27 protein-coding genes and 3 pseudogenes are annotated in these 26,809 nt (G+C 58.6%); 20 read left to right on the top strand and 10 right to left on the bottom strand.

Translation table 11 applies throughout. From position 1 onward, the window contains the following. The 6 genes and pseudogenes from CO676_RS20555 (at position 1) to CO676_RS20580 (ending at position 6,172) form a co-directional block, all read left to right on the top strand. Complete coding sequence (locus tag CO676_RS20555) at positions 1 to 519, top strand: TRAP transporter small permease (protein ID WP_097522425.1); 519 nt, start codon at positions 1 to 3, stop codon at positions 517 to 519. Next, a complete protein-coding gene (locus CO676_RS20560) occupies positions 520 to 1,800 on the top strand; it encodes a TRAP transporter large permease (protein ID WP_097522426.1) in 1,281 nt (426 codons plus the stop codon). Next, complete coding sequence (locus CO676_RS20565; protein WP_097522427.1) at positions 1,797 to 2,732, top strand: dihydrodipicolinate synthase family protein; 936 nt, start codon at positions 1,797 to 1,799, stop codon at positions 2,730 to 2,732. Before CO676_RS20560 ends, CO676_RS20565 begins: the two co-directional genes overlap by 4 nt. A gap of 14 nt (positions 2,733 to 2,746) precedes the next feature. Beyond that, on the top strand, positions 2,747 to 3,634 hold the full coding sequence (locus CO676_RS20570) for an N-acetylneuraminate lyase (protein ID WP_097522428.1): 888 nt from the start codon (positions 2,747 to 2,749) through the stop codon (positions 3,632 to 3,634). Positions 3,635 to 3,885: 251 nt separating this feature from the next. Next, positions 3,886 to 4,320: an OsmC family protein gene (locus CO676_RS20575; RefSeq protein ID WP_097522429.1), complete on the top strand. Its 435-nt coding sequence runs from the start codon at positions 3,886 to 3,888 to the stop codon at positions 4,318 to 4,320. Between the two features lie 378 nt (positions 4,321 to 4,698). Then, a pseudogene (locus CO676_RS20580) lies at positions 4,699 to 6,172 on the top strand (trypsin-like peptidase domain-containing protein). 209 nt (positions 6,173 to 6,381) lie between these two features. Here CO676_RS20580 and CO676_RS20585 read toward each other — a convergent pair. From CO676_RS20585 to CO676_RS20615, 6 genes are all read right to left on the bottom strand, one after another. Further along, the gene (locus tag CO676_RS20585) at positions 6,382 to 6,564 is read right to left on the bottom strand and encodes a hypothetical protein (protein WP_097522489.1); all 183 of its coding nucleotides are present in this window, start codon (positions 6,562 to 6,564) and stop codon (positions 6,382 to 6,384) included. Between the two features lie 228 nt (positions 6,565 to 6,792). Beyond that, the gene (locus CO676_RS20590; RefSeq protein ID WP_097522430.1) at positions 6,793 to 7,044 is read right to left on the bottom strand and encodes a hypothetical protein; all 252 of its coding nucleotides are present in this window, start codon (positions 7,042 to 7,044) and stop codon (positions 6,793 to 6,795) included. Next, the gene (locus tag CO676_RS20595) at positions 7,037 to 8,599 is read right to left on the bottom strand and encodes a S8 family serine peptidase (RefSeq protein ID WP_097522431.1); all 1,563 of its coding nucleotides are present in this window, start codon (positions 8,597 to 8,599) and stop codon (positions 7,037 to 7,039) included. Before CO676_RS20595 ends, CO676_RS20590 begins: the two co-directional genes overlap by 8 nt. A 799-nt stretch (positions 8,600 to 9,398) precedes the next feature. Next, complete coding sequence (locus CO676_RS20600; RefSeq protein WP_097522432.1) at positions 9,399 to 9,782, bottom strand: type II toxin-antitoxin system VapC family toxin; 384 nt, start codon at positions 9,780 to 9,782, stop codon at positions 9,399 to 9,401. Then, the gene (locus tag CO676_RS20605; protein WP_097522433.1) at positions 9,779 to 9,973 is read right to left on the bottom strand and encodes a type II toxin-antitoxin system VapB family antitoxin; all 195 of its coding nucleotides are present in this window, start codon (positions 9,971 to 9,973) and stop codon (positions 9,779 to 9,781) included. Before CO676_RS20605 ends, CO676_RS20600 begins: the two co-directional genes overlap by 4 nt. A gap of 454 nt (positions 9,974 to 10,427) precedes the next feature. Continuing rightward, positions 10,428 to 10,646, bottom strand: coding sequence for a hypothetical protein (locus CO676_RS20615; protein WP_144340168.1), 219 nt, complete (start codon positions 10,644 to 10,646; stop codon positions 10,428 to 10,430). 457 nt (positions 10,647 to 11,103) lie between these two features. On the opposite strand from CO676_RS20615, the gene CO676_RS20625 reads away from it, so the two are divergent. Beyond that, positions 11,104 to 11,448, top strand: coding sequence for a hypothetical protein (locus tag CO676_RS20625; RefSeq protein ID WP_097522437.1), 345 nt, complete (start codon positions 11,104 to 11,106; stop codon positions 11,446 to 11,448). A 71-nt stretch (positions 11,449 to 11,519) separates the two neighbouring features. On the opposite strand, the pseudogene CO676_RS20630 reads toward CO676_RS20625, so the two are convergent. Both CO676_RS20630 and CO676_RS20635 read right to left on the bottom strand, forming a co-directional pair. Next, positions 11,520 to 11,949: pseudogene (locus tag CO676_RS20630) on the bottom strand (TA system VapC family ribonuclease toxin). Beyond that, positions 11,946 to 12,173 (bottom strand): CopG family transcriptional regulator, encoded by a 228-nt coding sequence (locus CO676_RS20635; protein WP_097522490.1) that lies wholly within the window; start codon positions 12,171 to 12,173, stop codon positions 11,946 to 11,948. Before CO676_RS20635 ends, CO676_RS20630 begins: the two are co-directional and overlap by 4 nt. 279 nt (positions 12,174 to 12,452) lie before the next feature. Between CO676_RS20635 and CO676_RS20640 the strand changes: the two genes are divergently transcribed. From CO676_RS20640 to CO676_RS20675, 8 genes and pseudogenes are all read left to right on the top strand, one after another. After that, on the top strand, positions 12,453 to 12,683 hold the full coding sequence (locus tag CO676_RS20640; RefSeq protein ID WP_097522438.1) for a type II toxin-antitoxin system Y4mF family antitoxin: 231 nt from the start codon (positions 12,453 to 12,455) through the stop codon (positions 12,681 to 12,683). Continuing rightward, positions 12,680 to 13,948: a type II toxin-antitoxin system HipA family toxin gene (locus CO676_RS20645; protein ID WP_097522439.1), complete on the top strand. Its 1,269-nt coding sequence runs from the start codon at positions 12,680 to 12,682 to the stop codon at positions 13,946 to 13,948. The genes CO676_RS20640 and CO676_RS20645 overlap by 4 nt, the downstream gene beginning before the upstream one ends. Before the next feature lie 142 nt (positions 13,949 to 14,090). Beyond that, positions 14,091 to 14,291, top strand: a complete 201-nt coding sequence (locus CO676_RS36160) for a hypothetical protein (RefSeq protein WP_144340169.1) — start codon at positions 14,091 to 14,093, stop codon at positions 14,289 to 14,291. Positions 14,292 to 14,843: 552 nt separating this feature from the next. Beyond that, positions 14,844 to 15,332, top strand: a pseudogene (locus CO676_RS20655) (HipA domain-containing protein); the annotation flags it as partial. A gap of 82 nt (positions 15,333 to 15,414) precedes the next feature. Continuing rightward, positions 15,415 to 15,804, top strand: coding sequence for an MbcA/ParS/Xre antitoxin family protein (locus tag CO676_RS20660; protein WP_097522440.1), 390 nt, complete (start codon positions 15,415 to 15,417; stop codon positions 15,802 to 15,804). Next, a complete protein-coding gene (locus tag CO676_RS20665) occupies positions 15,801 to 16,319 on the top strand; it encodes an RES family NAD+ phosphorylase (protein WP_097522441.1) in 519 nt (172 codons plus the stop codon). The genes CO676_RS20660 and CO676_RS20665 overlap by 4 nt, the downstream gene beginning before the upstream one ends. A 457-nt stretch (positions 16,320 to 16,776) precedes the next feature. Further along, a complete protein-coding gene (locus tag CO676_RS20670; RefSeq protein ID WP_014763568.1) occupies positions 16,777 to 17,046 on the top strand; it encodes an AbrB/MazE/SpoVT family DNA-binding domain-containing protein in 270 nt (89 codons plus the stop codon). Beyond that, positions 17,043 to 17,480 (top strand): type II toxin-antitoxin system VapC family toxin, encoded by a 438-nt coding sequence (locus CO676_RS20675; RefSeq protein WP_097522442.1) that lies wholly within the window; start codon positions 17,043 to 17,045, stop codon positions 17,478 to 17,480. The genes CO676_RS20670 and CO676_RS20675 overlap by 4 nt, the downstream gene beginning before the upstream one ends. A gap of 299 nt (positions 17,481 to 17,779) precedes the next feature. Here CO676_RS20675 and CO676_RS20680 read toward each other — a convergent pair whose 3' ends face one another. After that, the gene (locus CO676_RS20680; RefSeq protein ID WP_014763570.1) at positions 17,780 to 19,624 is read right to left on the bottom strand and encodes a caspase family protein; all 1,845 of its coding nucleotides are present in this window, start codon (positions 19,622 to 19,624) and stop codon (positions 17,780 to 17,782) included. Positions 19,625 to 19,869: 245 nt separating this feature from the next. Here CO676_RS20680 and CO676_RS20685 point away from each other — a divergent pair, with 245 nt between their 5' ends. The 5 genes from CO676_RS20685 (at position 19,870) to CO676_RS20705 (ending at position 26,335) form a co-directional block, all read left to right on the top strand. Beyond that, positions 19,870 to 21,198, top strand: coding sequence for a CHASE2 domain-containing protein (locus CO676_RS20685; protein WP_144340170.1), 1,329 nt, complete (start codon positions 19,870 to 19,872; stop codon positions 21,196 to 21,198). Then, positions 21,107 to 21,703, top strand: coding sequence for an adenylate/guanylate cyclase domain-containing protein (locus tag CO676_RS20690; RefSeq protein WP_097522444.1), 597 nt, complete (start codon positions 21,107 to 21,109; stop codon positions 21,701 to 21,703). Before CO676_RS20685 ends, CO676_RS20690 begins: the two co-directional genes overlap by 92 nt. A gap of 11 nt (positions 21,704 to 21,714) precedes the next feature. Beyond that, positions 21,715 to 22,506, top strand: a complete 792-nt coding sequence (locus CO676_RS20695; protein WP_041414205.1) for a hypothetical protein — start codon at positions 21,715 to 21,717, stop codon at positions 22,504 to 22,506. A gap of 274 nt (positions 22,507 to 22,780) precedes the next feature. After that, a complete protein-coding gene (locus CO676_RS20700) occupies positions 22,781 to 23,344 on the top strand; it encodes a UPF0149 family protein (RefSeq protein ID WP_097522445.1) in 564 nt (187 codons plus the stop codon). A 729-nt stretch (positions 23,345 to 24,073) separates the two neighbouring features. Next, complete coding sequence (locus CO676_RS20705; RefSeq protein ID WP_097522446.1) at positions 24,074 to 26,335, top strand: glycosyltransferase; 2,262 nt, start codon at positions 24,074 to 24,076, stop codon at positions 26,333 to 26,335. Here the strand turns inward: CO676_RS20705 and CO676_RS20710 are convergent. Continuing rightward, a complete protein-coding gene (locus CO676_RS20710; RefSeq protein ID WP_097522447.1) occupies positions 26,286 to 26,804 on the bottom strand; it encodes a hypothetical protein in 519 nt (172 codons plus the stop codon). The genes CO676_RS20705 and CO676_RS20710 overlap by 50 nt on opposite strands. Positions 26,805 to 26,809 lie beyond the last annotated feature (5 nt).

Below are 26,809 nucleotides of genomic sequence, written 5' to 3' on the forward strand. Positions count from 1 at the left end.
ATGGCCAATCCAAGTCGCAGGCAAAGCATTGCCCGTATCGAAGAGACACTGGCAGCCGGCCTCTTGGTCTTCGCATTTGCCGTAATCGCGCTCCAGATCATCACCCGGTTCATTCTCGGCGATCCGTTGTTCTGGACGGAGGAGGCTGCCCGCTACGCTTTCGTATGGCTGGTGGCGCTAGGCGCTGCAGAGGGGATCACCTCGCGCACGCACATCACCATGGACATTGTGCCGATGATGCTTCCGGAGCGGGCGCAGCTCGTCTTGCGGCTCATTTTGGATGGCCTGGTGCTCGGCGCGCTCCTCATCCTCGTCTACTACGGCATCTTCGGCGCAATTCGCGCCCATAAGGTGATGTCGATTGCGATCGGCGTGCCGGAATCCTGGCTCTACGGAGCTTTGCCGGTCTTCGGCATGCTTGCGGCGATCAGGATCATGCTGGTTATGGCGCGGGATACCCGAGCGCTTTTGAGCGGCGGTCATCCGGTCGCCGATGCCCCTTCCGAAAGGTACCTTTAGATGACGACGCTCTTCGGGGGATGGTTTGCTCTTCTGGTCGCCGGCATGCCGGTAGGCTTCACACTGATCGTGGCGGCTCTCGCCTATATGCTCTGGCAGGGCACGGGTCTCAATTTTGCTGGGCAGCGCATGGTCGCTGGCCTCAATAGCTTCCCGCTCCTTGCGGTTCCCTTCTTTATTCTCACCGCCCAGCTGATGAACGTTTCCGGCGTAACCGAGCGCATTTTCGATTTCGCCAAGGCCCTTGTCGGCCATATCCGCGGCGGACTCGGCCATGTGAACATCATGGCGAGCGTGATGTTCTCGGGCATGTCAGGCTCGGCTGTTGCCGATGCGGCCGGTCTTGGTCAGCTTGAGATCAAGGCAATGCGCGACGCTGGCTATGACGAGCAGTTCTCCGGTTCGATCACGGCCGCATCTGCGATCATCGGACCGCTTATCCCGCCCTCCATCCCTCTCGTGGTCTATGGCGTCATTGCCAACACCTCAATCGGCGGGCTTTTCCTGGGCGGTATCGTGCCGGGCCTCCTGTGCGCGGCCTCGCTGATGGTCATGGTCTATGTCATCGCCTGGCGGCGGAACTATGCGACAGAGCAGCGCGCCAGCCTTCGCCGGGTCTGGTCCACCTTCTGGCGAGCGCTCTTTCCGCTAATGACGCCCTTCATTATTATTGGCGGCATCTTTGCGGGGATCTTCTCGCCGACAGAGGCTGCCGTCGTTGCGGCCAGCTATGCGCTCTTCCTCGGCGTCGTAGTCTACCGCGAAATTACTTTCGCCAGACTCGTGACGGTGCTCCGCGAGACGGTCGGCCATACGGCCGCCGTCGGCCTCCTCATCATGGGCGTGTCGCTATTCGGCTATGTGATCGCGCGGGAGCAGGTGCCTCAGCACGTCGCCGCGTTCTTCCTCAACTATGCGGATGACCCGCTGACATTCCTCATCCTCGTGAACCTCATGCTGCTTGCACTCGGCACCTTCATCGAGGCGTTGGCGATCCTGCTGCTCATCGTGCCGGTGCTGGTGCCGACCGCGCTTCAATACGGTATAGATCCCGTCCATTTCGGTGTGGTGGTGGTGTTCAACCTGATGATCGGCATATTGACACCGCCGATGGGAGTGGCGCTTTTCGTGGTCTCGAAAGTCGCCAACATTCCCTTCGGTGTGCTTGCCCGCGGTATCCTTCCACTGCTCGTTCCGCTGATCATCGTCCTGGTGCTGATCACCGTCTTTCCAGCCCTCGTCACCTTCATTCCCGACCAGATGCTCGGAGCTGCTCGGTGAGCCTTCCCGCCAAACCGCCCGAAGGCGTCTGGGGAGCGGTGCTCCTGCCGCTCGATCAAAAAGGCGCGATCGATTGGCCCGCCCTACAAGAGCAGCTATCCGTGCTTCACGGGAGCGGCCTCGAGGGAATTTATACGAGCGGCACGGCAGGCGAATTTCACAGCCAGACGGAGGCAGAGTTCGACCGGCTTAGCCACGTGGTCGCCGATTTCTGCCGTAGCGGTTCCCTGCCTTTCCAGATCGGCGTTTCGCATACGAACGCACGCGTCGCACGCGAGCGGCTGGCCCGTATCGCCGCACTGAGGCCCGATGCCGTCCAGGTAACTCTGCCGGATTGGTGGGCACCGACCTATGACGAAGCGGAGCGTTTCGTTGCCGGCATGACGGCAACAGCACCCGACATTCCGCTGGTCCTCTACAATCCGCCGCATGCCAAGCGCCGGCTGAGCCTCGACGAGATCTCAAGGCTTCAGACAGCAGTGCCCACCCTGATCGGCGCCAAGCTGCCGGGAGGCGATCGTACCTGGTACGAAGAGCTTCGTCGGAAGCTGCCGGATCTCGCAGTCTTCATTCCCGGACATTTCATGGCCAGCGGCTGTCTGGCGGGGGGGCGTGGCTCCTATTCCAATGTCGCGTGTCTGAGTCCCGCCGGCGCTGCGCGGTGGTGGCGGCAGCTCCATGAGGATCCGACGGATGCTCTCGCGTTCGAGACCCGCGTCGTCGGCTTCATGAACGAGCATGTTCTGCCGCTTGCCGCGCGCTATGGCCTGTCGAACGCCGCACTCGACAAGGCAATGGCTGCAGCCGGCCGCTGGTGCCCAATCGGTCCGGAACTGCTCTGGCCTTACAGCTCCGCGCCCAACGAAGCGGTCGTCCAGCTTGGCGCTGCGGCCCGCCAGGAAGTGCCTGAGCTTTTTCCCACGAACCTTTGAAAGCGATCACAACCATGGAACTTGAAGGGATCTATTCGGCCCTCCTCACGCCGTTTTCCGAAGACGAGACCATCGACCGGCGGGCGATCGGTCCGCTTCTCGAGTTTCAGGTCCGGCTTGGCATCGATGGCGTTTATGTCGGGGGCAGCTCCGGCGAAGCGATGCTGCAGTCGCGCGAAGAGCGCGCCGACTATCTTTCCAGTGTCGCTGCCGCCACGGCCGGCCGCCTGAAGCTGATCGCCCATGTCGGCACGATTGCCACGAGGGACGCGCTCAGGCTTTCGGAGCACGCAGCAAAAGCCGGCTATCAAGCGATCTCGGCCATCCCGCCTTTCTACTACGATTTCTCCCGGCACGAAGTCATGGCGCACTATCGAGAACTCGCCGATGCCTCCGGCTTGCCGCTCATCGTCTACAATTTTCCCGCCCGCACCAGTGGCTTCACGCTGCCTGAACTCGTCGAACTCCTCTCGCATCCCAATATCATCGGCATCAAGCACACATCGAGCGACATGTTTCAGCTCGAACGCATCCGCCATGCCGTACCCGACGCCATCGTCTACAACGGGTATGACGAAATGTGCCTCGCCGGCTTTGCGATGGGGGCACAAGGTGCGATCGGCACGACCTATAACTTCATGGGCGACGTGTTTGTTGCCCTAAGGACGTGCGCGGCGGCAGGTCGGATCGAGGAAGCGCGGCGACTGCAGGTCATGGCCAACCGGGTGATCCAGGCACTGATCAAGGTAGGCGTAATGCCCGGGTCAAAGGCATTGCTCGGCATCATGGGCGTCAACTGCGGGCCTTCACGGCGTCCGTTCCGAAAGATCGAGGCGACCGATCTCGCCGCGCTTCGGGACGCCGTCGCGCCCATCCTGGCCTGGCGCGAACACCGCGGGTGATTATCAGTCTGGGTCACCCGAGCCTGGCCGGCGCCACAACAGAATGCCCCTTTGGTCGCTTATCCAGGCGGCGGAATAGCAGAGCGGATGCGGATGTCGCGCGCTTCGACCACTCCGAAGTTGACGTTCATCTTGGATTGCTGAATTCGAAGAGAACATGTCGCGCTATATCTTCGCGCGGCATGTTTTTGCAGGATGAATCAGGCTATCAACGTCTGCAATAGCCCGCAAATCGCGACAGGAGGTGATTAATGAAGGCGCGTATCAAATGGGTTGAAGGACGGACCTTCGTCGGCCAGTCGGGAAGTGGGCACAAGGTCGTGCTCGGCACGGCTTTCGGGCCGGAGGGAAGCACGCCGGGGCCGAGCCCCATGGAGATGGTGCTGATCGGCACCGGGGGCTGCTCCGCCTTCGATGTCGTCCACATCCTCGAAAAGGGTCGCCAGGCGGTCGAGGATTGTATCGTCGAGCTCAGCGCGGAGCGGGCGGATCAGGAGCCGAAAGTCTTTACCCGCATCCATATGCACTTCGTAGTCAAGGGGCGGGGGCTTGCGGCCAGCAAAGTCGAACGCGCCATCGCGCTGTCGATCGAGAAATACTGCTCCGCCTCGGCGATGCTCGCCAAGACGGCGACGATCACCCACGATTTCGAGGTGGTCGATACCGCTGTCGCTTCTCAGGACTGATTGCAAGATTCTCCATCCGGCCCCGGCGGCGCATCGGGTCCGGTACAGCGCAAGTCCGGCGACATCGTCCTGGATTCGGTAATGGCTGCTCAGCATGGCAATGCCGAGCCTGCTCTTTACGTGCCGGCAGTGCGCCCTTCAAAAACAAAAGGTGTCGCTCAAGATGCATTTTCGTATTGGCTAAGATTAACTTTTTTGATGAACGAAATTTAATCCCGCAAATGGGTCGATTTTTCATATTTGATTTTTGTCGTGGCGCCATGTGGTCGTGACGATCCGATGGAGCCGATTTCAACATCAGCATCTATTCTGAGAGCTGATGTAATTCCACTGCGGTCGCGTGTATCAAACCCTCCGAACTAGAGAAGGAGACACGCTATGGCCAATTATCCAGAACAAAAGGGTTCGCGGGTGCGCGGCTTCACGGCCGCCCTGGCGACCCTGTCCTCCGTTTCCGCCCTCAGCCTTGCCGCTCTCGTAGCGGAGCCTGTCGGGATGCACGCAACTGGACCCGGATCCACGGCGCGGGCGGCGGCAAATACCGCTCAATCCGCGGCGAAGTCCGTTGACTTTGCCGACCTCGTCGCCCGGGTGAAAACGGCGGTCCTCTCGGTGCGGGTCGAGATCGACGGCGCGCAGCAGCAGCAGGTGGAGACCCAGGGTGACGGCAGTGCTATCGATCCCGATGACGGACAGGGTGTCATGATGGGCGAAGGTTCTGGCTTCTTCATCTCGGCGGACGGCTATGCCGTCACCAACAATCACGTCGTCGACCATGCAAAGTCCCTCGAAGTGATGACCAATAATGGCGGAGCTACGACGCCAAAGTCGTCGGCACCGACCCGAAAACCGATCTCGCTCTGATCAAGGTCGATGGCCGGGATTTTCCGCATGTCCGCTTTGCCGATCAACGTCCGCGCGTCGGCAACTGGGTGATCGCGATCGGAAATCCCTATGGGCTGGGCGGCACTGCACCGCCGGGATCGTTTCCGCCGAAGGGCGCGACATCGGTGCCGGTCCCTATGACGATTTCGTTCAGATCGATGCGCCGATCAACCGAGGCAATTCCGGCGGACCCGCCTTCGACGTCAACGGCGATGTGATTGGCGTCAACACGGCGATCTTCTCGCCTTCCGGCGGCTCGGTCGGCATCGTCTTCGACATCCCGGCCGACACGGCGAAAGCCGTCATCGCCGAGTTGAAGGACAAGGGCCATGTGACGCGCGGCTGGCTCGGCATCAAGGAACAGCAGGTCACCGCCGACATTGCCAAGGGCCTCGGCTTGAAGGAAGCCAAGGGCGTGCTTATCGACGAGGCGGACCCTGCCGGCCCGGCCGGCAAAGCCGGCATTCGCTCCGGCGACGTCATCACGGCGGTCGACGGGGCAATCATCAATGATCCGCGTGAACTGGCCCAGAAGGTCGGTGCGATGGCACCCGGGACCTCTGCGACGGTGAGCATTGTCCGCGACGGCGCGCCGAACGACCTCGCCGTGAAGCTTGCAACGATGCCTGAAGAACGCCCGGCGCCGATCGAAGGGGCAAGCAGCGACAGCGCCGCCTCTACCAGCGAGCAAGACTTCGGGCTTCTGCTTGCGCCGGCACGCCAGGTGGCCGGCCCCAATGAGAAAGGCATGGTCGTCGTCGCCATCGATCCCAAAGGAGCGGCGGCGGAGCAGGGGCTGGAAGCGGGCGACGTCATCCTCGACGTCGACGGCAAGGCGGTCACGAACGCCAGGGACTTCCGCCGCGATCTTGCGTCGCTTCGCAAGGAAGGCAGAGTGGCCGCGCTGCTCCGCATCCCGTCGGGCGGTGCGACGCGCTTCGTCGCTCTGCCGCTCGGACACGCATAGTGGAGCGCGTGGACGAGACTTTCAGGAACTCCGTTCGACGCGGGAGGCGGGCTTGGCCTCTCGCGTCCCGCGCTTGGAGCAGGGATGTGGCTCCAGTACCACTCGATCAAAAATGCGCGCCGGCAATGTGCTGGATCAGGCTAGCTGATCAAGCATGAGGCCGTGCCGTCGCCGTCCCAAGGATAGCGGTGTCGTACGAATGGTCCCGGCTAAGCCATCCCGGCCGGGTCGCCGATCGGCAGAAGGGCCGGGTCCGTCGGATTCTTGGTATCCTCCGGCTTTTTGATCGGCGGCTCGGCAGGCTTCTCCAGGCCACGGTCCGGCCTGCCGGGGATGCCCTGTGGTTCCCTTGGAGTTTCGGCGGGGGTGGGAATAGGATCTTGCTTCGGCATGGCGTTCTCCTTTCGAAGGACAACGACCATCGGAAATGTTGGTTCCTGGCTCATATTTGCTTCATCGAAGACTCAGAAGCCGCGAAAACCCGTCTGCTAGCTGTCCAGGCCATTTTTGCTTCCTGCAGTCGCGTAGGTCGTCAGCGACACCGCCCGTCGCAAGATGAGGAGGCAAAGCGACTTACAGCCAAGGCGCTCCGCCGCGAGCACGCGCCGGAAATGACGAGATCATATTCTTCGTCGAGCTGGTATGTTCGCTTCTTCCACCTCCGGCATCTCTCTAATCACCGACAGGCAGCCAGTCGCCTCGGAATGTTTCCTTAAACGAGCGAAATGGATCCGCTGCAAAGCCTCGCTGCTGCTGTCGCGCTTAACCGGAGCTGCGTGCTCGACATCTGGGATAGCTTGAATCTTAGTCAATAGCCGTTCGCGTTCTTCGACGCTCACGCCGGCCCGGATTGTAAACAGGATGTCAGTCATTGTCTGAATTCCCGGTCGCTATGCTGCCGATCAGCTGCTCCAAGTTCAAGCGACCATAGCCGAAATCCGGGGTAAAGTCTTGGCCGCTCATGGCCGGCACCTTATCGGCGCTCGCAGCCAACGCACTTCGGATCACTGTGGGGTCTCTCGCGCCGCCATTTGCAATATAGAGCGCCGCAGCCGCAGCCACATGCGGAGATGCCATCGATGTTCCGGGCCACGCGTCATAGTCCGTCTCGCGTACATCAGGCTTTCCCTGCCTCCATCCTCCATCGGGGCCTCTTTCTGCTCGCCAACGCAATTGACCGGGGTAAGTCGGCAGCGTGGACCAGATTGCATCACCTGGCGCCGCGATGGTTATGTGGTTGCCGCGGTTGGAAAAATTCGTGATTCGGTCCTGGAGGTTCGTCGCGCCGACGGCGATGATGCCTGGTGTGGCCGCAGGGTAGGAGATCGGGCTGCCTTCGCGCCGCTCATTTCCCATCGCCGCAACGACCGTGGTTCCGTTCGCCAGCAATTCCTCGAATGCCGCACTCTCCGTAGGGTCGGGCGCGCCTGCGCCGCCGATGGAGAGATTAATGACGTCAATACCCGCATCCGCGCAGTCGAGCAGCGCACGCAGATACATAACCGGATCGACGAAATAGGCAAACTCCGCCGTGCCATCAGGATAGGTCATCAGGTCGGGGCGATCGTCGAAAATCTTCCAGGCGTGAATCCTGGCCCGCGATATGCCGTTGATGCCGAGATCGTTGTTGATGGTCGCGGCAATGGTGCCCGCTACGTGAGTGCCATGCCCGACAAGATCCTGTGCAGAGCTAGCTGCAGGAAGATCCGGATGTCCATATACATATCCACCGATTTGGTCCTTGAGGTCAGGGTGCTCAGCGTCTATGCCCGTGTCGAGCACTGCGACTTTGACCCTGCTGGCGTCGTTGAAGTCGGTTAAGTTGCGCGCTTCATCCCATTTGATTTTTCGGAGATTCCACATCACATGGGCAGGCGGCGGTACCGCGGCAATTCGGCCACGACCCGCGGGCGACGATTTCCTGGAGGTCGACCCGGCGGTTTTTCGCGGCGATTTCGCCACCAGGTAGCGTAGCGGCACCCGGGACACGGATGCAACCGTCGGATCTCCGGCGAGAGCCAATTGAAGCTGGCGTAAATCGACGTCACTGACCAACTCGACCAGGCTGGTTGCTCCGCCCGGTGTTCGTTCATCGATGGCGGCGTTCATGTTCAGGGCCGGTGCCGACCATCCTTCCACCTCATTGCCTGGGATCCCCACCAATTCCGGTTGGGCGCCGGAGTCACGATTTGGCCGGACCAGCATTCGACTGGCGTAGTGTGGTGACTCCCGCGACACAGGTGTCACGCGTTTCACCATCCCCGCTCGCTCGTAATAGGACAATGCCTGTAGACCGCTGCTCAGCGGTGTGCGGGCGGCCGCAAAGGTGGCTTCGAAGTTTGGCTGGCGCGGCTGCGGCTTCATGCGGACAAACAACATCGCTTCATGGTAGGTCGGGAGCCCCGCGTTCCTGAATAGTGGTCCCATCGGTGCAATCCTCCGAAGAAGTGTCTTGAGACAATTTTCTGCGATGCTGGGTATTGCGCCGTACTCGGCGTCTGCCGCTCCTATTTCGAAGCATCGGTTTCAGGTTCGAGCAACGAGTTGGCTGCGTTCAGCGAGCGCCCAGTCGCCATTGGTACTGGATCGATGACCGCCGTTCGCGGCGTAGTTCGTTGTAGATGCTGGAAAGGCGTTACTTTAAATAGCGCCGATTAGTTTACGCAATTCAGAGTGGATTTCAACAGGGCTACAAAACCCGACCTACCGGGGAACTTTGATGCCCACCGCCGCTCGCATCTACGGCGCTGTCGAGAGCGCGCTCGCGAGCGGCTTCGCCGCCGCCCAGCTCCACCACTTGTGCGACGCGACCGGATTAGATTCTAAACGCATTCGGGCGGATCTGCTGACCTGCTTGCCGAACTCGATGAGCTCTCGCAATATAGAACCAAGTCGAATGGCCACAGATCCCATTGTCCCGCAACTGACGCACCGAGCTGACAGGAATGCTTGGATCCGCGGCGATGATCGGCGCGCACCTTGAGCACACCACACGGCGGGCGCCCGCTATGCTCTTTACCTCGCCATCCCGATGCCGCATTCGATCCAGAAGATGATAGCGAAGCGCCGCCAACGAGTGGAAGCCGGTGGGACGGTGCTCGTCAATCCGCGTTGGCGCCACTGCGATTATGAACCGAGAGGCCGATGGGCTGCGCGCTTGTGACTGGCACGAGCTTGCCAGGACGCTGGCGCGGAGACCTTCGTGCGGGCGAGTGCTCAAGCGGATTTAGTTGGTTGCAGTGCCGTCAGAAACTACCCGCGCGCATGCTCTCTCCGCGACCCTGCGCAGCCGCTTGTCTCGTGTCCACAACTCGGCTCGGCTGTCTATTAAGGTTGACGCGAGCAGGTGGGCGTCCGTGTAGCCTATGCCCATGCTGTAAAGTTCGTACTCGTTGATCATCGACATGACTTCATCGTGCGTGGCGACGATGACCTCCCGCTGTACGGCCAAGAACCCGAGCGTGACCATACGGTTCTTTAAACTGCCCAAGGCAAGTTCGCCAACGATGGCGGGATGGCAAAGCAACAAATCGTTTTCGATCGTTTGGATGAGCTGCGGGTCAGCTTGGCGGAAGTGGTCAATCCAAATTCCGGTATCGGCCAGTCTCACTTTTCGGTCCGCCTCCGCGGACCAGCCTCCGCGTTGGGCATCGTTCCGCCCAAGGCAATCAGACGCTTGCCTGCTTCCATGCGAACCAGCGTTTCCAGCGCCTGACGGACGACCGCGGCGGTTTCTTTCGTGCCGGTCAGCGCCTTAGCCTTCTCCATGAGGCTGTCGTCTATGTTGATGGTTGAGCGCATGTGTTGCCTCCTTCGCTTGCATCAGAAATAACACCAACTGGTGCCGTTCTCAACGCCTGCTCGGCGATAGCTTCATTCTTCATTGATGTCTGGCCCATGCGGAAGTGAACATCACGCCTAGATCAGAGGCAAGATTGGCGCCAAGCTACTTTCCGCGAGTCCCGTGAGACGAAAATCTCTCTTACGTGGCTACAGGAATGCTCCTATCCGACGCGATGGTCAGAGCGCAGCTTGAGCATATTAGGAAACGGGCGCCGCCCGCAATGGACCTTTATACTGCCTCGATATGCCGACGCCGGTTCGATCTCAACGGGGACATAGCCGCCGCCGATTGGGCATCTGTCCGGATTTCAGGCTTCTTTTCTGCGAACTGGAGGCACGGGTTCTGGGACGGGCGCCGGAGTTGATTTGCTGCCCAACGCCCGCCAGGGCTGGCTCCGAGCGTTTGTTGCGTTTAACTCGGAGCGGTCATCGGATAGATCGAGATTTGCCCCTGAACGACCTCGCGCAGCCCAGGATCGTCCTCGGCAAGCATTTCGTTGGGGAAGAGGACCGCATCGTTGCCCGCCGGTTCCGCAAGCAAACGAAGCCGGGTTGCCATAAGGGTTCTCGACTGCTGCAGAAGCAGTTCGTTCGCCGCGGCCGCCTGGGTGCCCTGGAGGACCACGATCAAGTCGCGGGCCTGCACTAAATCCCCGGTCCCGGACTTTCAGCGATTGGTAAATGCCGCCTTCCAGGCGCTGTAACGGTCCGCCGGCTTCCATCCTTGCTGATTAGGCCACGGGCTCCAGCCATCTGGCGCAATCCTGACCCGCGGAACGTGCAAGCACCCGCAGGGGGCGGATAAAAGCCGCATGCATGCTCCACGCGCAGTTCGGCCCTGATGGCATAGTGGAGTCTCTGCTTGGCTTGCCAGGGAAATCCGATCCATGCGGGAGAGTGTGTGCCCGTCGCGAAATGGTTGCAGCAATTTTTCTGCTGCAGGCGGGTGCTGTTCGGAACGATGCAGCGACAAAATGGTGGCGCCGTGGAAATGACGATATATTTCACAGCAGCGACAGAGAGGGCAGGCCTGCTGGACGCCTACGCGGAACCCTACAGTTCGATCGTCGTTGCCGCCGCTGAGAGCCGTGTATTCAGGTAATGCTGCCAGCCTGGTCGAGGCAATCGTCCTCGGTCTGCTGGTCGTGTTTGCTGCAGGCCAGGGGGACTCAGTTTTCGTGCTGCTTCTTTTTGGCATGGCAACTATCGTGGCGATCAACGGCTTCCGGCGGCGGCAGGACGAGCGTATCCAGCTGGAGATGAAGAAGGAGATCCGTGACCTCCGCACAAGGGTCGATGACTTCCTTGACGCGCTGGACCGCCGTACGAAGGATCTTGATCTTGCACTCGCCGCCGCCACGCACATTCGTGACCAGAGCAATATCCACGGGTCAAATGAGCACGACGGTGCGATGCGGCTTCACAACAGCTAGCTGCCAGTTTGACTCCCTTCCGGCATAGCTGTGCTTGAAACACAGCGGCCGGAAAACAGGAATGCGCGAGCCTATTTGCTGGTGATCAGGTGCAAGTGCAAGGCAGAATTGCCCCTTATGACCGCGGCTGCTGAATGTCGCCAGGTGGCCGCCATGCGCCTTCGCGAGCGCAAGCAGATAGGGATCTGTTACCTGCCTCGAAGTCATGATTTTCGTCGAAGCGATATCACTCTGACCCCACGAGGCTCATATCGTCCGGCCAAAAACTATGGCCGGGGAGCGACCGCGATTGTCAACGATCGTCATCACGAGTGACGGTGAGCCGGGAGAATTGGGATATTTGGGGTTGCCGACAATCCGAATGACATCATTTTCCGTAATAGGGCAGGTAGCCCACGCGGTCTGACCGACCGATGCGAACCAATCGTGCGCATCATCATGGGCTACATGGGCCGGATCGATCAGGGCAATCAGCACATTGATGTCGAGCAGGAAGGTCACGGCAGTTCGTCACGCAATGCGTTGACGATTTCGAGCGTCACTGGCGGCGCATCCGGTCGAGACGACAGAAGAGGAATTCCATTGCGCTCGCCGCCGCTGCGCGGTCGGCGCAGAGAACGCCTCGCGAGCTCGGAAATGATCTCGCCGACGCTACGGTGCTGCTGGGCAGCCATCGCTTTGGCGGCGATTAGGACATCGTCATCGATTGCCAGTGTCGTTCTCATATCTGCCTCATCGCGCATCAGTCATCACGAATGATATAAAGCAAGAAGTCCGGTTTCAGGACGCAGTCATTGTCCAACGTGTCACGAATGAATCCACTCGGTTCAGCGCTGCACCAGAAGGCCGCATCCCATCGAAATCGTCATTAGACTTCCCCTAATTTACCGAGCGGGAAATTCGGTCATGTTTATGCGCCGTAATGGTCTTTATTTTCCCGATCGGGAAAATCTCTCTGGACAAGAGGCCAAGTTCGCTGCTACTTTCCCGATCGGGAAATTTTCATGGCAAAACAAGTCCGAAGTCCAGCCGATATTGGCGCCGTGGTTCGAGGTGCAAGGAGGGAGCAAAACTTGCGCCAGGACGAGCTCGCGGGCGTTGCTGGCGTAGGGCTTCGGTTCATTGTCGATCTCGAAGCAGGCAAGCCCACAGCCCAACTTGGAAAAGTCCTGCGGGTTCTCCAAACGCTCGGTTGCTCCATCGAAATCCTGGCCCCGGGTGAGCGCACACGATGACGACCAAAGTCCTCAATGTCTGGTGGAACGGCCGCGTCGTCGGTCAATTCACCCAGGATAAGCATGGGGATATCGGTTTTGCCTATGTTCAGGCGTGGCTTGAGGATGACAGAACGCTCCCGTTGTCCGTATCTCTCCCTAAACGATCGGAGCACTTCTCGCGTCGAGAGTGCCGGCCGTTTTTCGGCGGCCTGCTTCCCGAGGAAAGCCAGCGGGCAGCAGCCGCGCAAGCATTGGGCGTTTCGCCCGCCAACGACTACGCTCTTCTTAATCGTTTGGGCGGGGATGTCGCCGGCGCATTGCAGCTACTTCCTGAGGGCCAAGAGCCCGCAGAGATCGGGCCGACTGGCAATCAGCAGCCGACGCCTCTTGACGAGACGGGAATTCTTCGCGTGCTGGGCGCGCTCCCGACACGGCCGCTTTTGGCCGGTGAAGAGGGCCTCAGACTGTCGCTGGCCGGCGCGCAATCCAAAGTGCCGGTTGTCTCGGTTCGTGGTCAGATTGCACTTCCGCTGCCTGGTCAGGCTACCACGCATATCCTGAAACCGCCAATCGCCCGCTTCAACGCCACAACCGAGAACGAAGCCTTGGTGATGAGACTTGCGGCCGCCATCGGGCTCGATGTCGCACCTGTCGAACCGAGATACGTGCAGGGGCGCTCGTTTCTTTTGGTCGAAAGGTATGACCGCATGCGCGATGCCAGCGGCACAGTGCAACGCATCCACCAGGAGGATTTCTGCCAGGCGCTCGGCGTGCCACCTGAAACGAAGTATGCGAATGAAGGCGGACCGACCTTCAAGGACTGCTTCGAACTATTGCGGCGGGTCTCAACAAGGCCGGCCGTCGATGTGCTGAAAATGTTGGACGCGGCAATATTCAATTTGATCGTTGGGAATGCCGATGCACATGGAAAGAACTTTTCCATCCTGTACGACGGGCAGGGCCCGAGGCTCGCTCCGCTTTACGACTTGCTTTCGACGGTGGTCTATTCAGAACTTTCGGCGAAAATGGCGATGAGGATCGGGAAACGCGCCACGCTCGCCGAAATGGATGCAGGGGGGTGGCAGGTTTTCGCAAAAGAAGCGGGGATTGGCTTTCCGCTGTTACGCCGCCGCTTGAGCGAGCTTTGCGACAATGTAAACACGCTAATCGGCGAGGTAGTTGACGATCTCGTATGTGCATCGCCTGATCGAAAGCCAATCAATGAGATCGCCGCCGTGATATCAGACCGGGCAAAGATAGCGAAATTGACTGCGAAAGGCTGAGGGAAGTGAGGATCAATCCCCAACAACTCACTCGAACGCCAGGACGAAAGAATTTTCCGGCGGGCGTAAGCTGCCGGTGCGGCGCTTGGTGGCAGCCGTGCGGGAAAGATGCGGCTGACGCGGTTCCTGCGCGATTGATGCCGTGACGCCGCAGCTCTGCCTCGGTCGGCATGTTGTGGCGATCCAGGACCCGACGGTGCTGCGCTCGACAGGCAACGGCAGTTCCCATCTGCATGCGGTTGTGGCGGTGGATGGCGAGGACGATGCGGTTCTGGGGCTTGATCGATACGACTTTCCTGGAGCGCGGCGGGCCGACTTCCGGATGGCGGCACGCGTGGATTGAGCAGAAGGAGAATTTCCGCTGGCTGATGGATGCGGATCAGGTAGCTTCGGCCTATCTTCGCGAACGGGTGAGGCCTATCCCGGCCTGACAGGGCGGCGGCTTTTCCGCGAGGTCAAGGATCTCGGCTGTTCCGGCGGCTACACGGCGCTGACCGACTTCTTGCGCGACATTCGGCCGCCGGATCTGAAGTTCGCTTCGGGTCACCGCCGGGCGAGCAGGCGCAGGTCGATTTTGCGCTTCATTCGGCGAGGAGGCTAATGCCTCGCTTCGTGGCCGCGAACTCGAGCCATCCGCCGCGCATCACTATCCTGGGACGCAGGCACAGGCCCGGGCGGCGTGGGCGAGCGAGCCCGTGGGTCTTCTGCCGTTCGGTCTTGCCCTCGAGCAGGGCACAATAGACTTAGGCTCGAAGGCATAGGAAGCGCACCTCCATCGTGGCCAAGCGCGATTTGCGCCCCCGGGGCTTGGCCGCAAGCGCCAGTCCGCCCGACCGGCCACCGGTGCAGCGTCAATGGCGCCAACAGCAAACGTTTCGATTGCGCAGGCAAAGATGAACGAATTTCCATCGAGGATTTCGCTCAGTCTTCGGCATCTATCCCTCGCGCAAATATGAGGGCGTCGCGTAGCGCGATATCGCCTCGGCCATTAGCGTAGCCGTTTCCCCTACGGCGGCTCTCGAATTCGTCCGTCGGCTGGCACTGAGCGTTGTTACCGCAATGGCGACATGCACCTGAAGAACTGGTCGGTAATCTATCATGGAGCTGTAACATGCCGGCCCTTGTGCCAATTTGCGACGTGCTGTCGACGGTGCCATATCTTCCCGCAGACGCTATGGCGCTTTTGCTCGGCGGAGAGCGGTCATTCAAAGCGTTCGCCAACCGCGCGAGGCTCCCGGCGATCCTGAAGGCCGGAGTGGAAACTGTAGAGGTGGTCAACCAGCACTGGTGGCTATTTCGTGAGCGTGAAATTGTTCCCACCAAGGTCCTTGAGGGGATCGATGAGCACGTGCAGGCAATGACGCCGATATTGAAGACGATGTCGTCGTGCGCGCCTTGCAAAACAGCAAACAGTGCCATACATTTTGCACATAGAATGCGTTTTCGGGTATGGCAGGTAAGGAAGAATGGTTCAGGCGCAGAAAGTTCGTAGCGACAACGGACCATTGATTCTCTCCTATATGGATCGGAGTGGAAAGATCGCTGTTGAGCAGGTGGCAGACGGTTTTGGCATGTCCAAGAGCCAGCTCGCCGCGACCGCGGGGCTTGCACGCGAAACACTTTACCGAACCGAGCGCAGCCGTGGTGCAAAGACGCAGAGCCGCCTTCGGGAGATGCTCGAGATCATCAGTCGGATTGCCGAGTGGGCCGGGGGCAAGGAACAGGCAATGGCCTGGTACCGGGCCCAACCTCTGCCGGCATTTGGCGGACGCACCGCCGAGGCGCTCGTCAAGGACGGCAAGGCCGCAGCCGTTCGCGATTATCTCGACCATATGGCCGTCGGTGGCTTTGCTTGAGGTTTGTGGGAACGTGCTACCGAGCGCATGATCCACGCTGGGCTTTCAAACCGACATCAGGCGATGGCGCCGCCATCAGAGGCGCGCGGTTCAATCCGAAGGGCGTGCCCGCGCTTTACCTTGCGCTCAGCATCATGACAGCTGTCAAGGAGGCCAACCAAGGCTTCGCGCACCGTATCGATCCCTGCGTGCTGTGCTCCTACAATATCGATTGTGAAAACGTCTTTGACCTGACAACGGAGGAGGGGAGGGCCGCGCATTCCGTCTCCATGGAGGAAATGGCTTGTAGCTGGGCCACAGCGCTTGCGGAGGGGAGGCGTCCCGCCTCGTGGGCGATCTATGATCGCCTCGATGCGCGCGGGACGGCCGGTATCTTGGTGCCAAGTTTCGCGCCGCGTGCTGAGGCGGATGACCGGAACCTCGTTCTGTGGAAATGGGGACCGGATCTTCCGCGCCAGGTGAACGTGAACGACCCGAGCGGCCGGCTACCCCAGGATCAACTATCCTGGCGCTGACTTCCTTGTGCGCGGCTTTCACGGCCCGTCACAAACAGCCCCAAAATTCTAATGGTTCGTCATGGCACCCTGGCAAGTTGATCGTGCATTGAGGAGGATGGGTTGTTTCAGCAGCCATTTGGAGCAGAGCCCGCGCAAGGGTTGCCGGGCTCTGCTTGATGTTTGCGAGCGGCTGACGTTCGTCAATGCCGCTGTTGCTGACTTGTAATGCTGGCCAATATCGCACCCATTTTCAGTCGCTGAAGCTGATAACGCCAACCGCCAGAGATCCGGCTTTGCCCCCGCGTAACTCCGAGCGTTTCATGTTTTGACGGAAGCCTAGCCTGCGTTGGCCAGATAATTTTACGACAGCGCGGATCGTAGGAAACACGTTCAGAAATAAGCAGTTTCGAGAAGGAAAGCTTGAAATCACCCTCCTTAGAATGTATATGCCTGTGTATATGCACAGGAGCCCGGCATGCCCCAACTCCACCACAACCAACCTAAACCTCCCAGGGAAGCTAAACTCTTCCGAAATAACAAGAGTCAGGCTGTACGCATCCCGGCTGACTTTGAGTTTCCGGGCGATCGGGTGATCATCCACCGCGACGGAGATCGGCTTATCATCGAGCCGATGCAGCGCAAGAACCTGCTGGAAGTTCTGGCCGGTTTAGAACCGCTCGGACCTGAAGATGAGTTCCCCGATGTTGACGACACACTGCTGCCGGTGAAGGAAATCGATCTTTGAGCAGGCTCTATATGCTGGACACCAATATCGTGTCGGAGCTTGCACGGAACCCGAGGGGCGCTGTCACTGAACGTATCGCTGAGGTTGGGCCGGATGCGATCTGCGTCAGCATTATTACAGCAGCAGAGTTGCGTTATGGATGCGCCAAGAAGGGATCCCCGAGGCTGCTGGCACAGATCGAGGCCATTCTTGGAAGCTTGCAAGTGCTCGCGCTCGACGTGCCTGCTGATGCCGAGTACGGCGGCATCCGGACTGAACTGGAAGCCGCTGGCAAACCAATTGGCCCAAATGACCTGTTCATCGCTGCTCATGCTTGTGCAGTCGGAGCGGTACTCGTGACGGCGAATATCGGGGAGTTTGCGCGCATTCGTGATCTCCGTATTGAAACCTGGCTAGATTTAACATCCAGGCAAACAAAGGGCGCCTCCTATTAAGGCAGGCAATTATCACGGAACAATCACGACACCGCAGTTCAACTAGAGCATTCCAATAAGGCAGAATGATCGACGGCGTATGCTGCAGGCAAGCATCCTTCGGGTGGCTTAATCGCACTCGGGCGGATCTCTTATGTGGATGCCTTGGGATACTGCATTCCAACCAATCGGAAAAATCGGCGTCTGCGGTCAGCATTGCAACTAGCCGTGGACCTTGCGCGCGGCCGTGAGGCGAGGGGAGGGCGTCCACTCCACTCTTGCCATCTTCTTTCGTGCGCTTCTCTACGGTCAGGCTAAGACTAGCGGCATACGGCGTCGGGGGTGCTCTTTAGGCGGGCAAGAATTTCTACCGTTGGAATGAGCGACGAAAGCTGCACGCCCTGCTGACGGGCGTAGTCCCGCAACGCGTTTTGGCTGACGAGACCCCACTTGCCGTCGACTTTTCCGAGAAGGCACCCGAGGCGCGCCAGTTCTCTTTGAGCTTCCACGGCAAGGCCGGCGCTAAGCGTTGGAGCATCACCTTCAATCTCGACGATAAAGCCGGTAGTGCCGTGACGGCCAGGCTTGTCGTCCCATCGCAGTGGGCGCTGTTCGTCTTTTGGTTCCAGCTTTCCGTAGCTGTGGAATAGCGCTGAATCATGATCGGGGTCGTAATTGTTCGGTTGCCCACGGGTCCAGTTCTTGTAACGGAATGGCTCGCCGGTTACCCATTGCCATCCACCGGCAGGTTCCGTTGAACCCGGCGGCTGGTAAAGTCCTATCCACGGTCCTTCCTTTTGCTCACCGATCCGAACAAATCGGCTGTCTTCCGAAAAGAGCTTGTAGACAAATGCGTTCTCCTCTCTCGTGGAAAGCGTCACCAGATGACCGCCAGCAGCTTCGGCCAAAGCTTTGGATCTAGTCCAGCTGGTGTGGGCGAGGACAGCCACGTAGAGATGACCTCCGAAGAAGTCGTAAGTCATTTCATAACCGTTCAGTGCGAGAAGAGCTTTCACCAACCGTGGATCGGCATCAGGCCCGACATGGGCGGCAGCGATTCTCGAAGCTTTACCGCGTGATCTACTCTTGGGCGGCTGAGTTGGCGCTGGGTCTCCAAGAGGCTTCAAACCAAGGTCCGGAGGCTGGAGGAAAGTTTGCAGCTCACCTCCTGCGGAATCCGATGACGCTTGCGGCCGAGTAGCTTTCGCTGCCTGCGTAGCGGCGTCGACTTCTTCGATCTTGAGCTTTGCAATGTCCGTGAACAGCCCATCAGGGAAGCGCTTGATATAGGTCTCGAAGTACGACTTGGACTTTGCGTCTTTGATTGAGTCCCAATAGGCGAGTTCGACCGAACGATCCGACGGTGGCACCGTGTCCAGAAGGCCAGAGTTGCCACTCTCCTGCGCGTCAGGATTGAGGATGACGGGACCGGTTAGCGACGAACTATCCCATGGCACCTGTTTGCCGTCCGTCGCCTCCAGGACAGCGCGACGCACCGCGATTAGGTCATCGGTTATGCTCTGCCCAGGCGTGCCGAGGTGTTTCAGCAACGCTGTCGTAAACGGAGAATTCCGACCAATACCATCGAGTGCAACATTTCCCGGTTGCGTAGCAAAAGCAATCAGCGAGCCAAGGCCGGTACCGAGCTTGGCTAATCCGCGGCCGACGGCCGCAGATCGTGTTCCCATGGAACGGGCCAGGGTCTCGGCAAGCGGGTTGTCGCGGCAGGCATCCAGAAACACCAGATTGACACTCGCGTTACGCTCCATCGCCGAGAGCACGAGCTCGATCGGTAGCGCCTCAAAGTCCAAGTCGTTATACGACGTAAGTCGCGCGTCGATGGGGATCAAATAATTGTCGCCGCTTACCTGCACTCCGTGACCGGCGTAGAAGAAGAGTGCCATGTCCGCACCTTCGAGTTTTCCCACAAAGTCACGGATTGACCGACGCATTTCGGTCAGGTCGAGATCGCGGCCAGTGAAGACCTCGAAGCCAAGACCGGTCAATTTCGATGCCATGTCGCTGGCGTCATTGTCAGGATTGGTTAGCTGTGGTGCGTGTTGATAAGCGGAGTTTCCGATGATCAGTGCGACTCGCTTCTCCGCGACCGCATCGCTGGAAATGCCCGCGAGCAGCACGACAAGGAAGATCCAGATCCACCGCATGACAGAAGCCCCCTCGGGTATTTTATCAAACCCTGATAGTCGAGAAAAGGAACGATCCGGTTAGACGGGACCAGTCAAAAGCAGCACTTCTCCTCCGATAGTGGCACCGTGACGTTATTGTTTGTGTGAGATTGAGCCGGTATCCTTCAGTTGCAAAAGCGCTGCGCCATCTTGAGGTCCGTTTACACGTGCGAGCAATAAGATTGATCGCGAATAAAGGGCTAGGCGTGGGCGCAGTGTGCTTGATGTACCTTGTACTTCTGGCCGTCGCGACCGCAATCTTCTCGCCTCCATTGCAAAACCTGTTACGCGACATGATGATGATTTCGATATCACCCTTCACCAATCCCAAACCAGGTATTGTAGTAGTGGCCATCAATGAGGAGACGTTGGCGCGCCTTCCGTACCGCTCACCGATTAATAGGGGACTGCTAACCGATATTCTCAACCGGATCCAATCTGGAAATCCGCGGGCGATTGGAATTGACTTGCTGTTCGATCAGCCGACCGAAGCTGATAAGGACCTGCGATTGCGCTCAGTCTTGGAGAGCTTTCCGGCGCCTGTCGTTCTTGCATCGGGTACGAAACTTGACGGGCTCAGTTCCGAGCAACTCGATTATCTCAAAGCGTTTTCTCCGCGGGCCACTCAAGGCCTTGGAACACTGCTGCACGACAACTTGGATCGGGTTGTTCGAGGGGCTCATTTGGGAAGGACGATTGACGGTGAATGGGCCCCGAGCTTCCCGGTTGCCATTGCCGAGGCCGTAGGTGTCGACAGCGGGCAGGGCTCCCGAGAGATGGTTTACTACCGGGACCGCAATTTCGCCCCGTTTAGATTTCTCGTTTATCCGGCGCAGGCGGTCCAATTTGCTCCGTCGAGTTGGTTTGAGAATAAGCTCGTTCTGCTCGGACTTGATCTCCCACAAGTGGATCGTCACCCCACTCCGTTCACCTTGCTCAATGGCGCCGACAAAGGTGATTTGCCCGGTGTGATCATCCACGCACATTTGCTGGCAAGCATTCTTTCCGGCGACAGGATCAACACACCCGGGCAGATCATTGGATTTGCACCCTTCGTAGCAGCTGGCGCCTTTTCGCTTTGGATCTCATGGCGATCCATCGCGGTAATCCAAAAGCCCATCGCGATTGCTGCCGCTCTTGCCGTTGTATGGGTATGCGCCGGGTTTGCGTTCGCATGGTTCGCGATCTTGATTCCGCTGGTTGCACCTAGCTTTATTGTCGTAGGCCTCTCCAGTCTCGTCTCGTTTCTTGCATGGCGGCGCGACTCGAAGGAACGTCAATTCGTAGAAGGAGCCTTCGCAAAGTACGTCAATCCAGCTGTTGTGACGAAAATAGTCCGCGAACACGGGGAACTCCGGCTTGGTGGTGAAAGACGCGTGATCACTTCCATCTTCACGGATCTAGAGGGCTTCACCGGGCTTAGCGAGAGTGTCGGGCCCGAAGAGGTGGCCTCGCTCTTGAATGAATACCTCGATCGGATCTGCGATCAATTCATCGAGCACGGAGCAGCACGACCAGGCGGATCGGGCGGTTGCCCTCACGCTTGCAATTGAAGGCCTCGGGCAGAAGCTCCACGACGACACGGCCAAGCGCGGCCTTGCGCTCGGCGGCACACGGATCGGCGTGCATGCGGGGCCGGCCATTGTTGGAAATTTCGGGGGCGTCAGATTCTTCAACTATACGGCCGTGGGTGATACCGTGAACATTGCGGCCAGACTTGAGCGTGCCAATAAACTCGTCGGCACGAAAAACTGTATAAGTCTCGCGGTGTCCAAACGAACGACCGGATTTTTACTTCGGCCGATTGGTGTTCTATACCTCAAGGGCAAAACAGAGGGTGTGAGTGCTTGCGAGGCCTTGGTAGATACTCAGGAGAATCGCACGCGATTTACAGCGTACACGAAAGCCTATGCGCTCGCTGCGGCCGGAGATAGCACCGCATCGCACGCATTCGAAATGCTCGCCCAGACTTACCCGCAGGACGGGCTGATCCTTTTTCATCAAGGTCGGCTGGCTGGTGGAAACCAAGGAATGGAAATTCACCTGACTGGTAACTAGAGCTGTTGGGAATGTGGCAGATAAGCACGCGCAGACGGCTGCTAAGCAGTTTTCTTTGGCTGGGGGTCGCCTTCCTTTCTGGGTTGGCGCACAACGCATCGGCAGGCAGCCAATACGTCATCGTGTCGGCGAACCCAGAGTCTAAAGAATTGTTGCTGGGCAGGCTTTTTGTGCCCGGAGATACTATCAGAATTCCGGCGGGCACAACCCTGACCTTGCTCGGTGAAGATGGAAGCGTTACTTCCATATCCGGCCCCGCCGCTTACATGGTAACTGAGGAGAACTTGGAAGCCGAAGGATCCGTCAAAGCGCCCGACATCCGCGAGGGCAGAACCAAACTTGGCGCAATTGCAGGTCTGTTGACGAACGAACGCAAGCGGACCGAAGCCTTAGGAAGTTCGCGGGCTTCAACAATCGCGACCGAACGGAAGATTATCGAAAACCCGTGGGCGGTGTCGATCGAAGAACCCGGACCGGCGTGTGTTCGAGATGACCATCTTGTCTTGTCGCGGTCCGAGGCTACCAAGGAAATGAGCTTCTCCGTGGTGTTTGGTAATAAGAAGAGAATTGACGGGCTGTTGTGGAAAGCAGGTGAATTCCTCTACGCCGTACGAGATCCCATTCCGCCTGGGACACATGTGATTGTTGTCGAAACCCACGAGAAGTGGGGGCAGATTGATGTGAAAATAGCGTCCGCGGGCGCTGATCTTGCGAACCCCATCGAGGTCCTCCTATGGATGTTCAACAATGGCTGCCGACGTCAGGCGATAGCCTTTGCACTTCAATTGAGGGGAATAAAATAGCGACTGTAGTGAGCCGAACACGCATTTTTCCGGGGAGCGGATCGGCGTCGAAAGCGATGGCGGCGAGATGTCGGTCTGCGCGGTTGGCCGCGGGCGTGGTCTATCACCTGGCCATTTGTTCACCGCCGCCCGTTCTGGAACGTCCCCGCGTTAAGTCCCAACGCACTCCAGCGGTTGACACGGGCCATTTGCCGTGATGGAGACGCTCTTCCCTTGGGGAGCTGGAAGGCCGAACGAGAGGGCAGGGCATGGCAGATCAAGGGCGGCGTGCAGCATGACAGATAAGAGTCAGGGTACCGCAGCACGACCGAAGCTCGACGACGAGGCGTTCGAAGCCTTTATGAGGGCGCGCCGTCCAGTATCTCCGATCTGGACGATGAGCGGCCTCGACGGCTATCTGACGGCGCTTATCATCGGTCCGAAGTTCATCGACCCACGCGAATGGGTCCCGGAGCTCACCGGTTCAGAGGCCTTGGATATGCCGATGGAAACCACAGCGCACCAGGCCGTGCAGACCATTGTTGCGGAATATAACCGGATCTCGGCGAGCCTTGCCGAAAAACCTGAGGATCACCGGCCGAGGTTCAGCAGGATCGACGATCGAACCTTCGATACCATGGATTGGCACGTCAGCTTTCTGATGGGGACAGGCTTCTCGCAGAAGCAGTGGCGGCCGGTCATCCGAGGCCATGCCGTCACTGGCGATATCATCGCGCCGATCCGCAAGCTCAGTGAAGCTACTGGGCCGGCCACCCAATCGGATGCCGCAGCGGTCGCTGAAGCACTCGTCAAGATCCGCAGCTACTTCATGCGGAAGCGGGCAAAGCAGAAGTTCTAAAAAGCGCTATCGCCATTCCGTCAATGCCGAAAGCGGTGGTTTTGCCAGTGTAAAACTGTGGTACTTTGACTACCTTGGGGTGGACGAAGTTGCTTGGAACAGGCGAGGTCTCGTGTCCGGGGCGAGATGGGTTGCTCTGCATTGCTCTGCCGACGCCAAAATCGTTCAGTCCCCGTTACGTATAGGCGGATGCTTGTTATGCAAAAGCCTTTATCCTATTATCAGGGCTGAATTTTTCCGGTCTGTATTATTTATTAATATCTGAAAGGAGACGTTCTCGTGATGTTGAAACGTGTTTCCGTACTCCTCTCGGTCTTTCTGACGGCGTGCGTGCCGTCCTGGCGGCCTTCGCCACCTGCGCCATCCGAAGCCACCTGTCAAAACACGCCGCCCAGTGCCGCCGAGTCTGCGGACTGGCGCCGTGCCCAAAGGCTGAATACGCGCGAATCCTACAGGGATTTCCTCGCTAGGCATCCTCGCAGTTGCTACTCGGCTTTGGCTGTAAGCAGGATGAAGACAACGGTTCAAAAGCAACCTGTCGCCGTACGCAACGTGCCACTCCAACATCGACGGGCTTGGTCCGGACGAACAACCTACTAGCGCTCCTAAGGATCTCAGTGCCGTTCATGGGATTGCGATTGTTGCGAGGGGAATGCTTTGCGGCGTTTGGATATCGGGAGCGCAGGACTTTGCAAATCTCAAGGTTGAAATCATGCTCCGAGTTGGCTGATGCACTTTGATGTTGTTCATGCGGCCGACCCACGATTTCAGGGCGGCACATCGAGCGCACTAAGAGCCGAACTAAAGGCGGCGGGACGTTGGGAGTTGAACTGCGGACTGCTGCCGTTTCTTGGATATCAACAGTCTCCAATAGGCCTCTTCGACAGCCGTACGGCAGCGGTGATCGAGCAATCGAATATCGCTTGGCTGACCGGATCGGAAAAGGCGACCTGCGACATTCTTCTGGCGCACCACCCTGCCGTCTTTGAGCGGATGCCGCTTTCGCCGGTGCGCTTGCGGCCTCGCCGTGTCGTTTGTGTGGTTCATCATCCGCTCTTCGACGGTCAACGCATTCAGCAATACGATCCCGCAGTCGTCGAGCGCGTTTTGGATCGCCTCTTCGGAGTCCCGGTCGTGTTTGCTCCTGTCGGTCCGAAAGTCAGATCTCAGTTCGAAGCTCGCGGTACGCAAGGGCCTACACTTGTTCAGCACGATCTATGGAACATGGTCGACCTCGCCGAATGGCCCCAGCATCAGAGAAAGGCTCCAAAAGACCGCGTTAATTTGGGGCGGCACACGAGAGGGGACCCCATGAAATGGCCTGATTCTGGGGATGATCTGCGAGCAGCCTACCCTGACCGGGCTGATTTCAACATCAAAATCCTGGGCGGTGTCCCCGACGCTATCAAGAATTGGATAGGCTCGAACTGGGAGATCTGTGCTTTCTCGGAAAACGACGTACCTGACTTTCTCAGTCGCCTGGATTTTTACGTCTATTTCCACAGCAGACATTGGGTAGAGGCGTTTGGCATCTGTGTCGCGGAAGCAATGGCCAGCGGTTTGGTGACAGTGCTTGATCGTTCATTTGAGAGCCTCTTCGAAGATGGCGCTGCCTATTGCGATATCGCTGAAACACGGAACGTCATCGAGCGGTTCATCGCTTCGCCTTCAGCTTATGTCCAACAATCAAATGCCGCACGAGAACTCGTCCGGAGGAAATTTGCGATCGATCAGTATCCGCAAAGAATGGCACGCCTCTACGATGATCTGGAACTACCTATGATTTCGGGCCTGAATAACAGTCGAACGACGATCAGTAGTTATTCAAATGGGCGCAATGTCGAAGACAAATCGGTCCGATCACCGCCTCGGCATATGGGCGAAAGGCGACGGATACTTTTCGTAGCCACAAATGGAATAGGACTGGGACACATCACTCGTCTGATGGCTGTCGCTGAGCGTATGTCTGATGACGTGGATCCTATTTTCTTTACGAGATCGGCTGGAGCCGCCCTGGTTTTTGCGCGAGGTCACGCCATAGACTATATCCCTTGCGGACTGGCGATGGGAGTTACAGACACAAGCTGGAACAGAGCGTATGCGCAAGAGTTGCTGAGCGCAGTGGAGGCCTTTGATGTTTCGGCGGTGGTGTTTGATGGGAACAGGCCGTTTCCAGGATTGGTTGCCGTTGCTGAAAGCCGGCGTGATTTGGCCTGGATATGGATACGTCGCGCCTTGTGGCGCGTTGATCATGAGTTCAGTGCGGACGCCCAGGACACATTCGACATGGTTATAGAGCCAGGCGAATTTGCCCATGACGAGGACCACGGGCCGACTCGCGATTTGCCCGGTGCCGTTGCCGTCCCCCCATTGCTTCTTTTGGACCCCGGCACTGGATCGCCCCGGAGCGAAGCTGCCGCCAAGCTAGGCGTCGATCCAGACCGCTTCACTGTCGCAGTTCAACTTGGCTCACAGCGTAATTTTGACTTTGCAGGCCTGCCTGAGCTCATTTTTGCCGGACTAGCAAGGCGAGATGTGCAAACGGTCCAGATCCTCAATCCGCTTGCCAAGCCCTTTAAAGAGGATGGGTCGAGGGTTCCACGCAGAAGCCTTTATCCCTTGGCGGAATATTTCTCAGGGATCGATCTTCTGGTGACCAATGCCGGTTATAACAGCTTTCATGAAAGCATCTTTGGGGGAATCCCCTCGATCTTCGTACCCAACGAAGCGCCGGAGATGGACGACCAGCATCTTCGCGCTGTTTATGCACAGTCGGCGGGGTTGGGCCTGTGCTTGCGTTACTCCGAGTTGAACCGCGTGGAGGCAACGCTTGATTTGGCGCTGTCTGAAGACTTCCGGGCCGAGGTTCGCCGGCGATCAAGGAGGTTAGGTTTCATCAATGGCGCAGCAGATGCCGCCAAGGCGATCGAGCAGCTTGTCTTCAGTATTCGCGCTGACCGTCCTTTGCATGCCTCGATTGCTCGCACGTGAGCTGCTGCACGACGTCGGCGCCGATCTGATCGGCAAGAAATTCGTCGATGCTCGACGACAGCGCGATTTCGTTTGAGACGTCCCATTTCGCCATGATCAGTGACCAGCGCTGCCGGATATATCTGCCATAGATTTCCGCGGGCACCGAAGGCAGGTGCCGGCGCGTGGGAATGAATTCCAGCGGAACGGAACGGGCGGCAATCAGATCCAGACGCAGTTCAGACAGGACAGCGATCGGAAATTCGGCCTGGTCCCTGCAAGCCTGCACTGCGGTATCAAGAATCTCGACAAGATTGTCGGGCATCGTGCCCAGGACGGAGATCAGGCTTCTGGGGTTAGCCTCGAGCGTGGGGTCGTGGAAGACATACTTCAGGCTCTTCTCTTCCTCCGCCAAATCGATGGCACTCGTGATTCTTCTGGACCTGCCAAGCGAAAAGTACCAGCCAGCTCTGTCGATTATCCAGCGCACTGCCA

It is taken from the genome of Sinorhizobium sp. BJ1, from assembly GCF_002531555.1.
In the GTDB taxonomy this organism is placed as follows: domain Bacteria; phylum Pseudomonadota; class Alphaproteobacteria; order Rhizobiales; family Rhizobiaceae; genus Sinorhizobium; species Sinorhizobium fredii_B.

Excerpts from the sequence above, each read along its gene's own strand:
- CO676_RS20560 (WP_097522426.1), top strand. The coding sequence starts at position 520 with ATGACGACGCTCTTCGGGGGATGGTTTGCTCTTCTGGTCGCCGGCATG.
- CO676_RS20685 (WP_144340170.1), top strand. The coding sequence starts at position 19,870 with ATGTACCTTGTACTTCTGGCCGTCGCGACCGCAATCTTCTCGCCTCCA.
- CO676_RS20555 (WP_097522425.1), top strand. The coding sequence starts at position 1 with ATGGCCAATCCAAGTCGCAGGCAAAGCATTGCCCGTATCGAAGAGACA.
- CO676_RS20590 (WP_097522430.1), bottom strand. The coding sequence starts at position 7,044 with ATGACTGACATCCTGTTTACAATCCGGGCCGGCGTGAGCGTCGAAGAA.
- CO676_RS20670 (WP_014763568.1), top strand. The coding sequence starts at position 16,777 with ATGCCCCAACTCCACCACAACCAACCTAAACCTCCCAGGGAAGCTAAA.
- CO676_RS20570 (WP_097522428.1), top strand. The coding sequence starts at position 2,747 with ATGGAACTTGAAGGGATCTATTCGGCCCTCCTCACGCCGTTTTCCGAA.
- CO676_RS20660 (WP_097522440.1), top strand. The coding sequence starts at position 15,415 with ATGGTTCAGGCGCAGAAAGTTCGTAGCGACAACGGACCATTGATTCTC.
- CO676_RS20640 (WP_097522438.1), top strand. The coding sequence starts at position 12,453 with ATGGCAAAACAAGTCCGAAGTCCAGCCGATATTGGCGCCGTGGTTCGA.
- CO676_RS20700 (WP_097522445.1), top strand. The coding sequence starts at position 22,781 with ATGACAGATAAGAGTCAGGGTACCGCAGCACGACCGAAGCTCGACGAC.
- CO676_RS20705 (WP_097522446.1), top strand. The coding sequence starts at position 24,074 with ATGCACTTTGATGTTGTTCATGCGGCCGACCCACGATTTCAGGGCGGC.
- CO676_RS20695 (WP_041414205.1), top strand. The coding sequence starts at position 21,715 with ATGTGGCAGATAAGCACGCGCAGACGGCTGCTAAGCAGTTTTCTTTGG.
- CO676_RS20605 (WP_097522433.1), bottom strand. The coding sequence starts at position 9,973 with ATGCGCTCAACCATCAACATAGACGACAGCCTCATGGAGAAGGCTAAG.
- CO676_RS20680 (WP_014763570.1), bottom strand. The coding sequence starts at position 19,624 with ATGCGGTGGATCTGGATCTTCCTTGTCGTGCTGCTCGCGGGCATTTCC.
- CO676_RS20645 (WP_097522439.1), top strand. The coding sequence starts at position 12,680 with ATGACGACCAAAGTCCTCAATGTCTGGTGGAACGGCCGCGTCGTCGGT.
- CO676_RS20635 (WP_097522490.1), bottom strand. The coding sequence starts at position 12,173 with ATGAGAACGACACTGGCAATCGATGACGATGTCCTAATCGCCGCCAAA.
- CO676_RS20690 (WP_097522444.1), top strand. The coding sequence starts at position 21,107 with ATGAATACCTCGATCGGATCTGCGATCAATTCATCGAGCACGGAGCAG.
- CO676_RS20595 (WP_097522431.1), bottom strand. The coding sequence starts at position 8,599 with ATGGGACCACTATTCAGGAACGCGGGGCTCCCGACCTACCATGAAGCG.
- CO676_RS20585 (WP_097522489.1), bottom strand. The coding sequence starts at position 6,564 with ATGCCGAAGCAAGATCCTATTCCCACCCCCGCCGAAACTCCAAGGGAA.
- CO676_RS20575 (WP_097522429.1), top strand. The coding sequence starts at position 3,886 with ATGAAGGCGCGTATCAAATGGGTTGAAGGACGGACCTTCGTCGGCCAG.